The 15,395-nt window shown below is 68.4% G+C and carries 12 protein-coding genes; 1 reads left to right on the forward strand and 11 read right to left on the reverse strand.

All coding sequences use genetic code 11. From position 1 onward, the window contains the following. Positions 1–59: 59 nt before the first annotated feature. From PLE19_07550 to PLE19_07590, 9 genes are all read right to left on the reverse strand, one after another. Positions 60–1,256: a uroporphyrinogen decarboxylase family protein gene (locus PLE19_07550; GenBank protein ID HPD14787.1), complete on the reverse strand. Its 1,197-nt coding sequence runs from the start codon at positions 1,254–1,256 to the stop codon at positions 60–62. A gap of 66 nt (positions 1,257–1,322) precedes the next feature. Beyond that, positions 1,323–2,252: an aldo/keto reductase gene (locus PLE19_07555; GenBank protein HPD14788.1), complete on the reverse strand. Its 930-nt coding sequence runs from the start codon at positions 2,250–2,252 to the stop codon at positions 1,323–1,325. Positions 2,253–2,372: 120 nt separating this feature from the next. Further along, entirely contained in the window at positions 2,373–3,710 is a 1,338-nt protein-coding gene (locus tag PLE19_07560; protein ID HPD14789.1) for a glycosyl hydrolase, read from the reverse strand. A 24-nt stretch (positions 3,711–3,734) separates the two neighbouring features. Continuing rightward, positions 3,735–6,245, reverse strand: a complete 2,511-nt coding sequence (locus tag PLE19_07565; GenBank protein ID HPD14790.1) for an alpha-galactosidase — start codon at positions 6,243–6,245, stop codon at positions 3,735–3,737. A 77-nt stretch (positions 6,246–6,322) separates the two neighbouring features. Then, positions 6,323–6,673, reverse strand: coding sequence for a hypothetical protein (locus PLE19_07570; protein ID HPD14791.1), 351 nt, complete (start codon positions 6,671–6,673; stop codon positions 6,323–6,325). After that, positions 6,633–7,235: a nucleotidyltransferase domain-containing protein gene (locus PLE19_07575; protein HPD14792.1), complete on the reverse strand. Its 603-nt coding sequence runs from the start codon at positions 7,233–7,235 to the stop codon at positions 6,633–6,635. The genes PLE19_07570 and PLE19_07575 overlap by 41 nt, the downstream gene beginning before the upstream one ends. 92 nt (positions 7,236–7,327) lie before the next feature. After that, positions 7,328–7,657, reverse strand: coding sequence for a hypothetical protein (locus tag PLE19_07580; protein ID HPD14793.1), 330 nt, complete (start codon positions 7,655–7,657; stop codon positions 7,328–7,330). A gap of 15 nt (positions 7,658–7,672) precedes the next feature. Beyond that, positions 7,673–9,619: an alpha-galactosidase gene (locus PLE19_07585; protein HPD14794.1), complete on the reverse strand. Its 1,947-nt coding sequence runs from the start codon at positions 9,617–9,619 to the stop codon at positions 7,673–7,675. 61 nt (positions 9,620–9,680) lie between these two features. Then, positions 9,681–10,676: a Gfo/Idh/MocA family oxidoreductase gene (locus PLE19_07590; GenBank protein ID HPD14795.1), complete on the reverse strand. Its 996-nt coding sequence runs from the start codon at positions 10,674–10,676 to the stop codon at positions 9,681–9,683. Between the two features lie 529 nt (positions 10,677–11,205). Between PLE19_07590 and PLE19_07595 the strand changes: the two genes are divergently transcribed. Then, positions 11,206–11,928: a PEP-CTERM sorting domain-containing protein gene (locus PLE19_07595; protein HPD14796.1), complete on the forward strand. Its 723-nt coding sequence runs from the start codon at positions 11,206–11,208 to the stop codon at positions 11,926–11,928. 98 nt (positions 11,929–12,026) lie between these two features. Here the strand turns inward: PLE19_07595 and PLE19_07600 are convergent, their stop codons facing one another. Both PLE19_07600 and PLE19_07605 read right to left on the reverse strand, forming a co-directional pair. Further along, on the reverse strand, positions 12,027–14,378 hold the full coding sequence (locus tag PLE19_07600) for a glycoside hydrolase family 95 protein (protein ID HPD14797.1): 2,352 nt from the start codon (positions 14,376–14,378) through the stop codon (positions 12,027–12,029). After that, entirely contained in the window at positions 14,375–15,385 is a 1,011-nt protein-coding gene (locus PLE19_07605; GenBank protein ID HPD14798.1) for an SEC-C metal-binding domain-containing protein, read from the reverse strand. Before PLE19_07605 ends, PLE19_07600 begins: the two co-directional genes overlap by 4 nt. Between the last annotated feature and the right edge of the window lie 10 nt (positions 15,386–15,395).

Consider the following 15,395-nt stretch of genomic DNA (forward strand, 5'->3'; position numbering starts at 1 on the left):
CGTCCCACGCTCTCCGGCGACTGCCACGTCAGGCGCGCCAAACCCTGATGAGCCGTTTCTTAGCTGTATCGCCCGAAGTGCTGAATGGCGGACATGATGAGCCGCATGCTGACCAGCAGCGAGCCGTTGTTGATGGAGCCGGCCGTGGCGAAGACGAGGCCGCGCGTCGCGCGGGCCTGCTCGAAGTCGCGCAGGAACTCGGCGACGATCTTCTCGCTCTCGTTGCGCATGAGGGTGTAGGGCGCGAGCTGGCCGTGGATGACAGCGTTGGGCAGGTGCTGGCGAATCTCGCGCACGGTGACGGTGGGGCCGAAGTTGGTGCCGTTCAGGCCGAGCCTGGCGAGGACGGGCAGGATGTGGGCCATGGCCGAGTCGGAGTGCTGGTAGCGGCTGTCGGCGGGGTTCGGGCTGTAGCGGTCGAAGACGCCTTTGAGGACGGGATAGGCGAAGAGCTCGTACATCTCGGGGGTGAGCATGCAGCAGTTGTCGTCGGCGAAGCTGAAGCCGTGGGGCGCGGTGTCGGGGGTGTAGCCGGCCTCCTCGTCGGTGAGGCGGGCGATGTCGAGCATGGCGCGCAGGATCAGGCGGCTCCAGCGCGTGGCGAGGTCGGGCCGGTCGGCGATGAGGAAGATGACGCCCTCGACGCTGTAGAGCGACATGGCGAAGGTGACCGGCCCGCGCTGGTGGCGGTAGAGGGGCGGCTTGACGCCGAGGGCCATGAGCCGCGCGCGCTCCTCGTGCCAGTTCGGGGGCAGGAGGAAGCGGCGGAGGCCGTCGTCGAGGCGGCGTTCGACGCGGTCGAGGAGGGCCTTCAGCTCGTCGTCGTTGCGCACGCAGGGCTGGAGCCACCAGGAGCCCGAGTGCCACTCGTGGTGGGCCTCGAAGACGTCGTGGAGGCCCTTGATGGCAGGGTAGCGGCGGGTGGGGTCGCTGGGCTTTTCGCTGAGGAGGCGGCGGCCGACGATCCTCTCGGCCTTGTCGTTGTAGGCGCGGTGGAGGCCGAGGCGCCAGGGTTCGTCGTGGTCGTAGCGCCAGTAGTCCTCCTCGAGGCCGAGCTCGGCGTAGACGCACTCGCCGCTCATCAGCACGCCGAGCGGACACTGGGGGATATGGGCGCCGAACGGGTCCTGGATCGCGGCCTCCTGGTCGGCCCAGAAGCGGTCGAGGTCCACGGGGGCCAGGCCGTCGCGCCTCTTCATCTCGCGCGCGAGGCGGGCGGGGATGTCGTTGCGGGGCCACGAGGCGAACTTGCGCATCGGGTCTGTCGCTCCTGACGCTGGAGGTCCGGCCGACCTCCCGCAGGTTTCGAACCTGCGGGAGGTTCACAGCTCCTGGCGCTTGAGGTTCAGCCACTGCATCTCGGCCTCGGTGAGGGCCAGCCGGGCCGCGGCGACACAGGAGTCCACCTCGGCGGTCGTTGCCGGGCCGACGAGGGCGATCATGGGCGCGGGCAGGTTGAGGACGTAGGCGAGGGCGATCTGAATGGCCGTCACGCCCTTGGCCTTCGCCAGCCGCCGCGCGCGGGCGAGCTTCTCGAAGTTCTCCTTGATCGGATGGTAGACCCGCCGCAGGTCGGGGTTGGGATCGTTGGGGCCGCTGGAGTCGAGGAAGAAGCCGCGGGCCTGGCTCGACCAGGCAACGAGGGGGATGCCGCTCTGGGCGTGCCAGGCGATGTCGGCCTCGCTCGCCTGCGTGCAGTCGGCCCAGAACGGCTCGGCGGCTGTGGCGAGGCAGACGTGGGGGCTGGAGACGGCCATGCCCATCAGCCCCTTCTTCGCGGCGTACTCGTTGGCCTCGCGGATGCGGGAGGCCGTCCAGTTCGACCCGCCGAAGGCGCGGATGCGGCCTCTGGCGCGCTCGTCGTTGAGGGTCTCGACGATGTCGCCGACGGGCACGGCGGGGTTGTCGCGGTGGGCGACCCAGAGGTCAACGTAGTCGGTGCCCAGGCGCTGGAGGTTGCCGGCGATGGCCTTGCGGATGTTCTCGGGCGTCACCAGCTTCACGTCGGCGCAGCCCTTGTCGAGGATCACCCAGTCGGCCCGGCAGTTGCGTTCGGCCAGGTACTGGCCGATGGCGAGCTCGGACTTTCCGCCGCCGTAGACCTCGGCCGAGTCGATCAGGTTGCCGCCGTGGGCGCGGAAGCGGTCGAGCAGTTCGAACACCAGCTCCTTGCGTTCGGGCGCGAAGATCATCGAGCCCATGCCGAGGCACGAGACCTGGCGGCCCAGCTCGCGAATGTGCACGGTCTTCATCCCGCGTCGTCCTTGCCAGGGGGTTGGTGCGGTGGCCCGGCGGCCTCTGCCCCGGGCGCGCGTGCGCAGTAGATTACCGCAACGCCGCGTGGGCCGCAAGCCGCGATGCCCGGCGGGCCCCTATTGGCCGGCAGTCGGCGGAATGGCGAGGATGAGGGGATGGTTGCTCAGCGTGAGCGCGAGGGAGGCGACCCCGCGGTGGGTCTGGACGGGCTCGGTGCCGACGGTCGGGTTGTAGACCCTCACGGTGGCCTGCGGGGCGCCGAACTGCACGGTGATGCGGTCCTCGCCCTTCAGCCGCTCGCCCCACACGACCAGTTGGAACGTGCCATCGCTGTGCTGGAGGAGCAGGTCGTGCACGGTGGGCGGCGGGTCGGGGATGGCGTAGTCGAGGCGGCCCGGCTCGCGCGGCGCTCCCTTGTCGGCCAGGATCGTGGTGAGGTTGTGCAGGTAGTGGGCGGCCTTGCGCGGCGTGTAGTCGGGGCGATAGAAGCCGAACTTCTGGTTGCCGCCCTCGTCGGTGCGGTCGCGCAGGAGGTAGACGGCGGTGTAGCTCCAGCCGCGCTTGAACTGGGCGAGGTAGAGCGTCAGCAGGTTCAGGGCGTGGATCTCCTCGGTGACGGCGCCGCCGATGGTGGTGCCCGTCTCGGTGGTCACGCGGGGCAGGGTTTGCAGCTCGGCCTCGGAGTAGCCGCGGAAGCGCTTGGCCCACGTGACCCCGTAGTTGCCGTACAGGCCGTCCACCTTGCAGGCGGGGCCGGGGTCGGCGGCGTTCCACGTCGTGTTGTCGCCTGGGTGGGGCGAGTTGGGATGGTAGAAGTAGTTGTGGCAGTTCGCGTAGTCGGCGTACTTCGTGCCGTCGGGCATCAGGGTGCCGGCGCCGGGCGGGATGGTGAGGAACTGGAGGCCGCAGTTGTCGCGCTGGGCGCCGTTCTCGCTGAGCGACCAGACGGGGTATTTCCTCAGCAGCGGGTCGCTCTTGACGGCGGCGTAGAGGTCGCGCTGGAGCTTGGCGACGGCGAGCCACGAGGGCGCGTTGCCGCCGCCCTTTTCGCCTTGGTAGGTGACGCCCCAGTTGTTGGGCTCGTTGTTGCCCTCGAAGGCCAGGAGGGCGCCGGCCTCGGCCAGGGGCCGGGCGGTCTCGAGGAGCTTCTGGAGGTCGCTGCCGCCGCTGACGAGGCCCCAACTGAAGCGCACGCCGGTGGCCTTGTGGAGGTCGAGATAGGTTTGCACCGTGGTGGGGCCTTGGGCGGTGAGGCCCTCGATGCCGCCGCGCACCCAGCGGAAGCCCACGTAGTTGACCATCTCGATGGTCTTCTCGATGGGCTGGCCGCGGTCGGGGAAGGTGGTCACAATGCCGATGCTGTTGAGGAAGTCCGCCGTCCGCACCGCGGCCGTGCCGCCGCGCGAGGGGCCTTCGGCTGCCGCCAACACGGTGAACGCCAGGATCATTGCCATCTGCGCGCTCCTTGAGTGACGCGGTCAGTTCCCCGCCGCCTTGTAGGTGATCACCACGACGCCCGGCTTGTCGGCGATGGTGACCAGCAGGCCCTCGTCGAGCAACTGGCGGCCGGGGAGCTGGACGGGTTTGCCCTCGTCGAGGTTGGTCACGGCGTACTCGGCGGCAGGGTCGAGTCCGCGCAGGCGGAAGCGGGCGGCCTCGTAGGGGCTGTCGGGCCGGCGGAATGCCTGCACGACCCCCTCGCCCTTCGCCGGGCCGTCGAATTGCCAGGCCATCCACACGCTGTTGTCGAGGCTGTAGGCCGTCAGGGGCCAGAAGTCGCCGTAGTAGTGCTTGCTGATCGCCCGCCACTGGGCGACGAGCCTGCGGAGCTTGTCGTAGTCAATGTCCTTGACGCGCAGGTCAATGCCGCAGCCGAGGCTGGGCGCGGCGTTGCTCCAGAAGGCGTAGGGCTCGACGGGCGTCTTGCCGCCGCCGTAGTAGGGCGCGTTGTCGCAGGCCACGGTGCCCGTGCCGTGGTAGGGCAGCCAGAGAGAGAGGCCATAGGTCATCCCCTGGTGGCCGGTGGCCTCGAAGGCGTAGTCGCTGCGCCACAGGGGCACGGCGCGGCGCATCGTCTCGAGGTCGTTCCGCCGCCCGCCGCTGGCGCACGAGTCAATCAGCAGGTTCGGATGGCGGCGGCGCAGTTCGTCCCAGTAGGCGAGGTAGCCGGTCACGTGCTTGATCTCGGTGATGCCCTGGCGGTCGGGCGCGTCGTTGGCTCTCCAGTAGCCGAGGGGGTCGAAATTGAAGTCCTGGCGATACAGGTCAATCCCCTGCTCGGTGATCAGCCTGTCCACGTGCTCCGTGAGCCACTTGCGCGCTTCGTCGTTGCCGAGGTTGAGGAGGCGGTTGCCGCCGGGCTTCCCGAGGAGCCACTCGGGGTGCTTCTCGGCCAGCCAGGTGCCGTCGGCCACCCGCTCGGGCTCGAACCATACGAGGATGCCCATGCCCTTGGCGTGGGCGTGGTCGCTGATGGGCTTGAAGCCCTTGGGGAAGCGCTTGGGGTCCACCTCCCACGTGCCCACCTGCGGCCAGCCCTTCTCCTGGATGTACCAGCCGGCGTCCATCCACCAGTAGTCGAGCTTCAGGCCCTCCTCGAGGAAGCGGTTGATGAACATGATCTGGTTTTCTGTGTTGGCGTCAATCATCTCGTTGTAGGCGCGGGAGCTGGCCGCCACGAACTGCGGCGGGGGCAGTTTTCCCCCGGGCTTCGGCATCGAGTGGGCCATCATCCAGCGGCGCCAGAGGTTCTGCGCGCGGAACCAGTCGCCGCCCTTCCAGAACTGGAGCACCATGAGCGGCGAGCGCACCTCTTCGCCGGGGAGGAGCTTGAAGTGGGTGAGCTCCTGCCCCGCGCGGATGCGGAGCGTCGTGCCGCCGTTGCGGGCGAACGTGGCGGCCCACTGCCCCGGCCAGCCGACGACCAGGATCAACCCCTCCCGGGTCTCGGCTGTGGGCGGGGCATCACTGCCCCGCGTCCCCCATTCGATATTGAAGTAGGACCAATCGGTGTTCGTCGGCCTGCCGCCGGCCGCGGCGATGCGCTTCGTGGCGTTCGGCTTCAGCTCGGTCAGGAGCGGCCCGTAGTCGCCCTTGCTGCACGGCGAGCCGACCGCGTGGTGGAGGAGAAACTCCTGCTTGCCGCTGCGGACGATGGCGGCATCGAAGGCCTGAATATCGGCCAGGATCGGCGTGTCGGCCTTGCCGGTGTTCTTGAAGTAGAGCGTCCACTCCACCGTTGGGAAATCGTGGTACTCGATGGCCCGGCAGCGGAGGACGAGGCCCGTCTTGGGGTCGGTGTAGGTCGCCACGTGCTCGGTGCGGGCGTCGTCGAGCTTGCGGCTCGCCTGCTGCCGCTCCCAAGCGGGAAGCAGCGTGGCCGAGGGCTGGCCGCCGTAGGTGAACGCGAAGGGCGGCCCGGCGGCCAGAAGCCCCTCGCCCTCAACGAACGGCAGGTCGCCGAGCCACACCTCCTTGCCATCGGCGAGGGCGACCTTCGCGTCGGCCCAGTCGCTCTGGTCGCACGAGATGCCGTCGCCCGCATCGCCGACCTCCAGCGTGAACTCCATCGCGCCGCCGAGGTCCACGGCGACCGGCACGGGCGGCATCCCCTCGCGGAGGACGCCCGACCTGAATGCCTCCTTGCCCCCGACGCTCACGGAGAAGACCACGCTCCCCCGCCCGCCGCTCGTCTGGTCGTTCGAGTCCACGCCGACGACAGCGGTGAACGTCTTGCCCGGCCCGGGCAGGCGCACGACCACCTTGCTCACGGCGTGGCAATAGAGGCCGCGGGTGAATTCCTTGCCCGCGAGCTTCAGCGGCCGGCCGCCGCGATTGTTTCGGATCACGGGGTCGTTATTCGCCAGCACCACGAGGCCCGGCTCGGCCTGTTTCCCCGGCTCGGGCACCTCGAAGCGCGCCGCGGCCCACTTCCGCGCGCTGGCCATCTCGTCGCCAGTAGGAGTCATGGCCTGGGCAGCTTGCATCATGGCGATGGAGCCTCCCAAGAGGATAGCGATTGGACGGAAGAATGGCGACATTGCAGCACCCCTCAACCGCGGCTGGGCTACTTGCCGAGAAGGGCTGGATGATGAGCCCGCAGCCAGTCCTTGACCTGACGGCGAAGCCATCGGGCGAATTCGGCCGCCTCGGCGCCGATCGTGTGCGCGATGCTCTGGATGACGCAATAGTGGTGGGCCTCTCCCCGCCCGGTGCGGTACCCTGCGGCGGCGAGAGCGGCCGTGGCCGCCTGGAGGGCGGCGTTGTAGGCCAGGCGTAGCTTGCCGTCGGCGCTCAGCCCTTGAGCCTGGCAGTCCTTCAGATCCCGGTCCGCCAAGGCAAGCAGATCCCCAATCTCATCCTCAGTCGCCTGATGCTCAACGAGCCAGCGGTTCGCCACCCAATCCCGCAAGCTCATGCTCGTCCCCTACTACAAGGAGCTTGGGACCGCGCAGGACGTCCCGGACGAAGGGCTGCTTTTCTGCCGCCTTCTGCGCGAACTCCGATGGGGAGTACACCGTGGGGTTCACCTCGCGCCCGAGCTGGTGCTGGGCCGCGCCCAGTGCGGACACAAGTTCGCGCAGCGTCACGTCGCCTACTACCAAGAGGTCAATGTCGCTCTCCGCGCGCGGTTCGCCCTTCGCCACGGAACCGAATACGAAGGCGGACCGGATGCGCGCCCCAAGTGGCTTCAGCGCGGCCCGGAGCACATCGGCCACGCCGCAGGTCTTGAGGACGAGTTGCTGAAGATCCGGGAAGATCGGGCAGCGCCGGTTGGTTCGGTAGTACCTCTGCCTGCCTTCGGTCTGGCGGAGGAGAATGCCCAAGACGCTCAAGCGGGCGAGTTCGCGGCTGAGGTTTGTGGAATCCTCGCGGAGGAGGGACTCGAGCTGGCGCACGAAGAACCTCTCCTCGGGGTGCGATAGGAACCAGCCAAGTACTTTGGCCCTCAGCCTGGAGCCGAAGAGGTTCTCGAGCACATCTCTCTTCCTTGTAGTAGAATCCACTGCATGCGCAGTAGATCTTACTGCACTCCGCTGCCCATCGCAAGTGCGCTCGGCCTTGGCGGCGCTCATGACGCCTTCCCCCCCATCGAGAACGCGGCCATGCCGGCCGCAATGGCGAGCATGGCGCCGTACTGGAGCGGCGTGAGCGGCACGCGAAAGAGCACGGCGATCGAGCCCTGGGCGCACAGGAACGCCCCGCCAGTGCCCAGGCCGAGCGCCAGGTTCGGGTTCATCGCCTTGTAGAGCATCATGAGAAAGACGATGCTCGACGCGCCGAAGACATTGCCCAGGACGAAGCCGAGCGTGGCCCTGCCCGGCGTGCGGCTGCCGTAGGAGAAGAGGAGCTGGGCCACCGCCTGCATCGCCCAGAAGATGACGAGCCAGAGGTAGCGCATCTTCGCGCCGTCCTCTCACTTGCGCCGGTAGGTGATGATGGCAGAGCCGGGCCGCTGCGGGATCGCGATCGCCAGCCCCTTGTCGCCCAACTCGCTGCCCGTGGCCTCGGTGGGCGCGACGCCATCCAGGTCGGTGACGACATAACGCGCCTGCGGCTCCAGGCCGTGGAGCCGGAAACGGGCGATCTCGTAGGGGCTGTCCACGCGGCGGAAGGCCATGACTATCCCCTCCCCCGCCTCGGGCCGGTCGAACTGCCAGGCCATCCACACCTCGCCCGCCAGACTGTAGGGGGTGAGGGGATAGTAGTCGCCGAGGAAGCAGGGGATGACTTGCTTCCATTCGGCCATGGCGCGCTTCATCTTCGCCCAGTCCATCCTGCCGTCCCGCACGTCGCCGCCGATGCCGTAGCAGGGGCAGTAGTGGGTGCGGAGGATATAGGGCGATTCATTGCCGATCCCCGTGCCGTAGTAGGGAATCCAGAATGAGAGGCCGTAGGTGTGGCCCTGGGTGCCGTGGGGCTCGGAGCGGTAGTCGCTGCGGAGGAGCGGCACGGCGCGGCGCAGCGTCTCGAGGTCGAGGCGGCGCCCGCCGCTCGCGCAGGTGTCCATCGGCATGCCGGGGTGGCGGCGGAGCAACTCGTCCCAGTAGGCGAGCAGCCCCTCGACGTGGCGGATCTCGGTGATCCCCTGGCGATCGGGCGGATCGTTGCCGCGCCAGTGGCCGAGGGGCTCCATGTTGAAGTCCTGGCGGTAGAGGTCAATGCCCTGCTCGGTCAGGAGCTTGTCCATGTGGTCGGTGAGCCACTTGCGGGCGTCGGGGTTGCCGAGGTTCAGGAGGCCCCCGCCCTTGCCGCCGAGAACCCACTCGGGGCGGTTCTCGGCCAGCCAGGTGCCGGCGTGGACCCGCTCGGGCTCGAACCAGGTGACGAGCTTCCAGCCCAGGCCGTGCACCTTGTCGCTCACGGCCCTGAGGCCGCGGGCGAAGCGCTTCGCGTCGGGCTCCCACGTGCCCACCTTGGGCCAGCCCACCGGGTCGCACGGGTACCAGCCGGCGTCCATCCACCAGTAGTCGAGCGGCACGCCAGCCCCGGCGTAGGCGTCAATGAAGGTGAACTGGCCGGCCTCGTCGCTGCGCATGCCCGGGAAGTGGTCGTCGCAGCACATGATGAGGATGGGCGGCATCGGCTTGCCGCCGGGCCTGGGCAGGTTGTGGGCGAGCATCCAGCGGCGCCAGACGTTCTGCGCGCGCATGCGGTCGCCCCGGTAGAACTGGACCACTACGAGCGGGGTCCGCACCTCTTCGCCGGGCAGTAGCTTGAAGTGGGTGAGTTCCTGGCCGGCGCGAACGCGGAGGCCCCGGGCCTCATCGCGGGTGAACGCGGCGGCCCACTGGCCCGGCCAGCCGAGGGCGACGATCGCGCCGCCGCCGGGCCATGCAGCGTTGAAGTAGGGCATGTGGCTGTTGGACGGCCTGCCGCCGGAGGTGGCTACGCGCAGCTCGGCCTTGGGCGGGAGCGACCGCTCCAGCGGCTGGAAGTCGTTCGCCGAGCACGGGCTGCCGACGGCGTAGTGGAGGACGAACTCCCCCTGGTCGCTGCGCTCGAAACGGGTGTCGATCGCCTGGACCTCGGTGAGGATGGGCGTGGCGGCCTGGCCCGTGTTCCTGAGGTAGAGCGTCCACTCGACCGTGGGGAAGTCGCGGTATTCGACCGCGACGCAGCGGACCGCGAGGCCCGTCTTCGGATCGGCCCAGATAAGGGTGTGCTCGGCGCGTTGCAGGTCGAGATCGCGGGAGCTTCGCTTCAGTTCCCAGGTCGTGAGCAGCGCGGCAGAAGGCTGCCCGCCATAGCGGAAGGAGAACGGCGGGTCGGGCGCTGCCAGTTTCCCACCGACCCAGCGCCGGAGCTCCGCCATCTCCTCGGGAGAAACCGTGGCGGCGATGCCGTGCCGCGACAGACCCATCACGCACAGAACCCCCAGCAGGAATCCAGTCCAACCGGGACAGAATGGGCGCATGGCACGCTCACTCGCAGTCGAACCTGAGGCCCATGCTGGCGCGCAGGGCGTCCAGGGTCTTCATCTGGCCCAGACTGTCGTCCCACGTCATCGCCGTGGGCCGGGCCTGGCGGCGGCGGAGGTTCTCGGCCACGGTGAGGGCCTCGTTCGCATACAGGTCGCGGCCGTACTGGACCTCGATGGTCTCGGTCTTGCCCTCGGCGCTCACGATGAGCTTCGCGTTCTCGTCCGAGGGGAACCAGGGGTTGGTGACGACGATGCTGCCCTTCGAGCCGTAGACGTTGGCCATCGAGGGCGTGCCGCACTGGGTGCCGCAGGCGAAGGTGGCCACGATGCCCGAGGGGAACTGGAGCACGCCCGCCGCATACTCGTCCACGCGGCTCTGCTTGCCGATGTGGGCGACGGCGCGGCACGTCTTCGGCTCCTCGCCCGCCACCAGGCGGCAGAAGGACACGCAGTAGCAGCCCACATCCATCAGCCCGCCGCCGGCCAGGGGATTCGACAGGCGGATGTTCTGGAGCTGGAGGCCCATGTTGAAGGCGAACGCCGACTGGAGGATCCGCACCTCGCCGATCGTGCCGGCCTTGATGATCTCCAGGAGCTTCTTCCACTGCGGATGGCAGCGGTACATGAAGGCCTCCATGAAGAACACACCGCATCGCTTGACCACGCCGAGCACCTTGCGCAGCTCGGCGGCGTTGACTGTGACCGGCTTCTCGCACAGGATGTGCTTGCCCGCCTTCGCCGCCTTGATGCTCCACTCGGCGTGAAGCGAGTTCGGCGTCGAGATGTAGACCGCGTCTACGTCCTTGTCGGCCAGAAGCTCCTCGTACGAGCCGTAGGCGCGGGGGATCTTGTGTTCCTCGGCGAACTTCTGCGCCTTTGCGAGGTCGCGCGAGCCGACCGCCAGAGCCGTCGCCTGCTCGGGTATCGTGGCAAGGCCCTTTGCGAAGCGCCGCGCGATCCCCCCCGCCGCCAGCAAGCCCCAACGCAAGTGCTTCATCGCCTGCTCCTTCCGGGTCATGAGGTCCGCACCAGCCGCTGACCGGCAGGCAGGTATCTTACGCCCCGCGCCCCGCGGCGTCAAGGCACGATCACGACGCTCCCAGGCAACTCGCTTCGCCTGGAGTTACCACGCCCCCACAGCGCCGGGACCGACCGGCAGGGCCATGTTGATTGGCCTGAATCGGCGTTGCCGAACATCAACATGCCATTAAGCCATGCGGGCACAGCGCTTACGGCTCATGCGCCCCCGATGAGCCACGGACGCCGTTGACATGCGTCAACATCTGCCGTCACGCCGCCATTCTGGCAGGCTCCAAGTGAACTATGCCGAGAACATATCTCGTTCAACATCAATAACTTATACTGCTCTTACAACGCCGACAGTGGCGATGGCTACTGGCATGCGGTTTGCTATCTTGGCTTTTGCTATTGGGAGTAGTTTGTGATGTTTGACTGTTTTCACTACGCCTCAATGGCTTGCTGAGGTCCGAAATTGGACCTCCCAACGCGAGGACAAGGGGGATCAGATGAAGAGGGTGTTGGCGGGGCTTCTCGTGGTCTTCATCGCGGCCAACGCTTGGGCGTTGCCGCTGATTGACGACTTCAGTACGGGTCCGATCTTCCCGCCCTTCTCGGGGCCGACGGTCCCGGGCGCCGTGCAGATCCCTGTGCCGACCTACGGGCCCTATGTGACCCCGATGGCTGCACCGGCCGCCTGGGGCGGGATGCGTGCTTGGACGATCAACACCGTGATCCTCGCCCCCACCGACACCTCGCAACTCACCGTCTTCGGTGGGTCGGCGGCATACAGCAACTCCTCGACGATGCAGGGCTACATGCAGCTCGGCTACGGAAGCTATGCCGGTGTTCCCCAGAGCGCGGACTGGACGGGGGTGCACGGCCTGCTGATCAAGGTGACCGGGCCGGACGGCTTGTTCACGCGCATCACCGCCGAGCTGACCACCTCGGGGGGCGTGAATTCCGTGCCGGTGGCCAGCGGCCTGCTCGTCAATGCCGCAGGCACCTACGAGTTGCCCTTCTCGCTCTTCACCGCGGGCGGCGGCACGCTTACCCTCAGCAACGTGCAGGGGGTACGGCTCACGTTCAGCAGCCTGGTGGCGGATGGTGCCAGCACAGGGGCCGACATCACGCTCGGCAGCGGCGGCATCCTGCTGACCCCCGAACCCACGACGATGCTGCTGCTGGGGGTGGGGCTCGTGGGCCTGGCCCGCCGGCGCCGCAAGAGCTGAGAAACCCACAGGGCCGCTGCGACTGCAAGATCAAGCGCCTTGGCCACTTCTGGCCAAGGCGCTTCTGTTTGGGGACGGAGCAGGAGCAGGCCGCGAGCTCACCGGGACGACGTAGGAAGCAGCTCGTACATCGCGCCGGGCTGTGAGACGAAGACAGCCAGCCCGGGCTCGGGCCGTTCGACCCGGACCGCTTGCCCCTTCGCCCTGACTTCCAGCGGGATGCCCGCCCGCACGCGGCACGGGCCGCCGAGGGCCGAGCGGATCGTCGCCGACGCCACCTTGCCTTCCTTCCACGCGATGTCCACCTCGAAGCCGCCGCGGGCGCGCAGGCCCTTCACGCTGCCCGCCGCCCAGGCCTTGGGCAGGGCGGGCAACAGGTGAACCGCCCCCGCGTGGCTCTGAAGCAACATCTCGACGATGCCCGCTCCGCCCCCGAAATTGCCGTCAATCTGGAAGGGCGGGTGGGTGTCGAACATGTTGGGCAGGGTGCTCTTGGAGATCAGTTCGCTGAGCATCTTGTAAGCATGGTCGCCATCTTCGAGGCGCGCCCAGAGGTCCACCTTCCAGGCCTTGGACCAGCCGGTGCCGCCGTCGCCGCGGTGTTCGAGCGAGCGCTTCGCCGCGGCGGCGAGCTTGGGCGTGCCGCGCGGGGTGATCTCGTCGCCGGGGTGCAGGCCCCACAGGTGCGAGACGTGGCGGTGCTGGTTCTTCGGGTTGTCCTTATCCTCAAGCCATTCCTGGAGTTGGCCGTACTGGCCGACCTTGTTGGGAGCGATCTGGGTGCGCATCTCGGTGAGCTGGTGGCGCAGGTCGTCGTCCACGCCGAGGATTTCGCTGGCGCGGATGGTCCAGCCGAAGAGGCTGCGGATGATCTGGTGGTCCATCGTCGGGCCCATGACCAGGCCGCCCTGCTCGGGGGAGTTCGAGGGGCCGCTGATGAGGCAGCCCGTCCTGGGGTCCTTCACCAGGAAGTCCACGAAGAAAAGCGCCGCCTCCTTGAGCACGGGGTAGGCGCGTCTGGCGAGGAAGTCCTTGTCGCCGCCGAACTCGTAGTGCCACCACAGGTGCTGGCAGAGCCAGGCGCCGCCGGTGACCCAGATGCCGTGGTTCGAGGCGTTGATGGGGGCGGTGCCGCGCCAGAGGTCGGTGTTGTGGTGCAGCACCCAGCCGCGGCAGGCGTAGTGCTCCCTGGCCACGCGGCGGCCGGTCGCCACACAGTCCTCAATCATGTCAAAGAGCGGCAGGTGGCACTCGGCCAGATTCGCGGGCTCGGTCGGCCAGTAGTTCATCTCGGTGTTGATGTTCACAGTCCACTTGCTGTCCCACGGCGGGCGCATCTGGTCGTTCCAGATGCCCTGGAGGTTGAGGGGCTGGGAGCCTGGGCGCGAGCCGGCGATGGTGAGGTAGCGGGCGTATTGGAAGTAGAGCGCGGCGAGCTGCGGGTCGGCGGGGCCGAATGCCTTGATCCGTGCATCGGTGGGCTGTTGGACGGCATCGGTGGCCCCAAGGTCGAGGCTCACGCGGCGGAAGAGGGTCTGGTGGTCGTTCACGTGGGCGGCGCGGAGGGCGTCGTAGCTTTTCGCCTCGATGGCGGCGAGGGCCTTGAGGCAGCGCTCGGCGGGGTCGGCAGTGATGTCGCGGTAGCTCTTGTGGCTCGTGGCGCCGACGAGGAGGAGCGTGGCGGCATTGGCGCCTTTGACCTCAATGCCGGCGTCGGTGGCCCTGGCTTCGCCGCCCTCGGCGATGGCCCTGAGCCGCGCCTCGAACCGGACGCCCGTGGGCGGGTCGGGATTCGCGCCCTGGTAGTCGTGGGGCTTCACCTGGCCGGTCAGCACCAGCAGGCCGCCCTCGGCCTTCGTCGCCGCGCCGGGATGAGGGCTGGAAAGCGAGGCGGTGAAGCTCACCTGGCCCGGCCGGTCGGCCGTGATGCGCACGACGATGGCCTGGTCGGGGAAGCTGGCGAACACCTCGCGCTGGAACATCACGCCGCCCACCTTGTAGCGGGTCGCGGCCACGGCCTCGTCGAGGTCGAGCTGGCGGCGATAGTCGGCGGCGTCGGCGTGGCCGGGAAAGGCGAGCTTGAGGTCGCCGAACGGCTGGTAGGGCACCTGGCGGAGCGGCACGCTCATCATCTCTTTGCCGGCGAGCTGCTCGGCCTCGCGCTGCTTGCCCTCGAAGAGCAACTGCCGCACTTGCGGCAGGAACTTCGCGGCGCCCGCGTGCGTGTAGTCGTGCGGCTGGCCGGCCCACAGCGTGTCGTCGTTGAACTGGATGCGCTCCTCGGCCGTGCCGCCGAACACCATCGCGCCGAGGCGCCCGTTGCCCACGGGCAGGGCCTCGGCCCACTGTTTCGCGGGCTGACGGTACCAGAGCACGAGGTCGCTCTCCGCCGCGGCCACGGTGGCGGCCAGGCTCAGGCCGCCCAGGACCAGAAGGCCCCATTCGCTCACTGGCTGGCTCCCTTCTTCGCGCAGCACTTCTTGAACTTCTTGCCGCTGCCGCAGGGGCAGGGGTCGTTGCGGCCCACGCCGTGCGGAGAGCGCACGGGGAGGGCGGGCGCAAAGGGCTCGACCGATTCATCATCGGTCCAGTCGTCGGCTTCCTCGTCGGGCTCGTCGTCGGCCCAGTCCTCCTCCTCGAGGTCTTCGTCGCCCTCTTCTTCGTCGTGCTCCTCCCAGCCCCGCGCCCTCTCCTCGAGGCGGCTCTCATACCACTCGCGCAGGTGCTTGTGGTTGGTCTCCAGCCACGTCTCCACCGGCTGGTCCCAATCGGCGGCAGACGGCTCGTAGTCCAGCTTGCCGCGCATCAGCAGCAGCGCGTCCCGGGTGTCGGGGTCGCGGGTGACCCGATACACGCGCTGCAAGAGGGGCAGGGCATCGAGGCGCTTCATCTTTGCCAGCGTCCAGGCGGGGCACGAGGCGAGCACGGGGTCCATCTTCCTCGCCTCGGCGCGCTCGAGGGCGCGCATGCAGTACTGAGCCACCTGCTCGCGGAGCGAGGCGTCGTCGCATTTCACGGCCAGTTCCGCAAGCTCCCAGAGGGTGAATGCTCCCGGAAAGTAGCGGCGCCGCCGGTCCAGGGCTTCGAGAACCGCCGGCAGGATACACGGCCCCAGCGAGGCCGCGGCGGCGCCGAGAACATCCAGCATGACCTCGTCGTCGCGGTCGCTGGCGCAGAACAGCTCCTCGAGGAGGAACCGCGCGATCGCCTGCCGTTGCGGCTCCGCGAGCCGCGGCGCGGCCAGGGCCACGATGGCAGGCACGTAGCAGCACACGTAGCTGCACCTCTCATACGGGCGCTCCATAAAGGTCTCATAGAGGTCCCGAAGCTCGTCCCACAGCGGCGGATGAGCGGCCAGGGCGTCGGCGAACTGCTTCAGCGCGTCCCAGGGAATCTCGGCGTCAATGACGTGCTGGAGGTCCTCCCAGGGGAGTGCATCCGTGATCTCGTTCGGCATGGGTCGGTGT

Source organism: Planctomycetota bacterium, from assembly GCA_035384565.1.
Taxonomy (GTDB): Bacteria; Planctomycetota; PUPC01; order DSUN01; family DSUN01; genus DAOOIT01.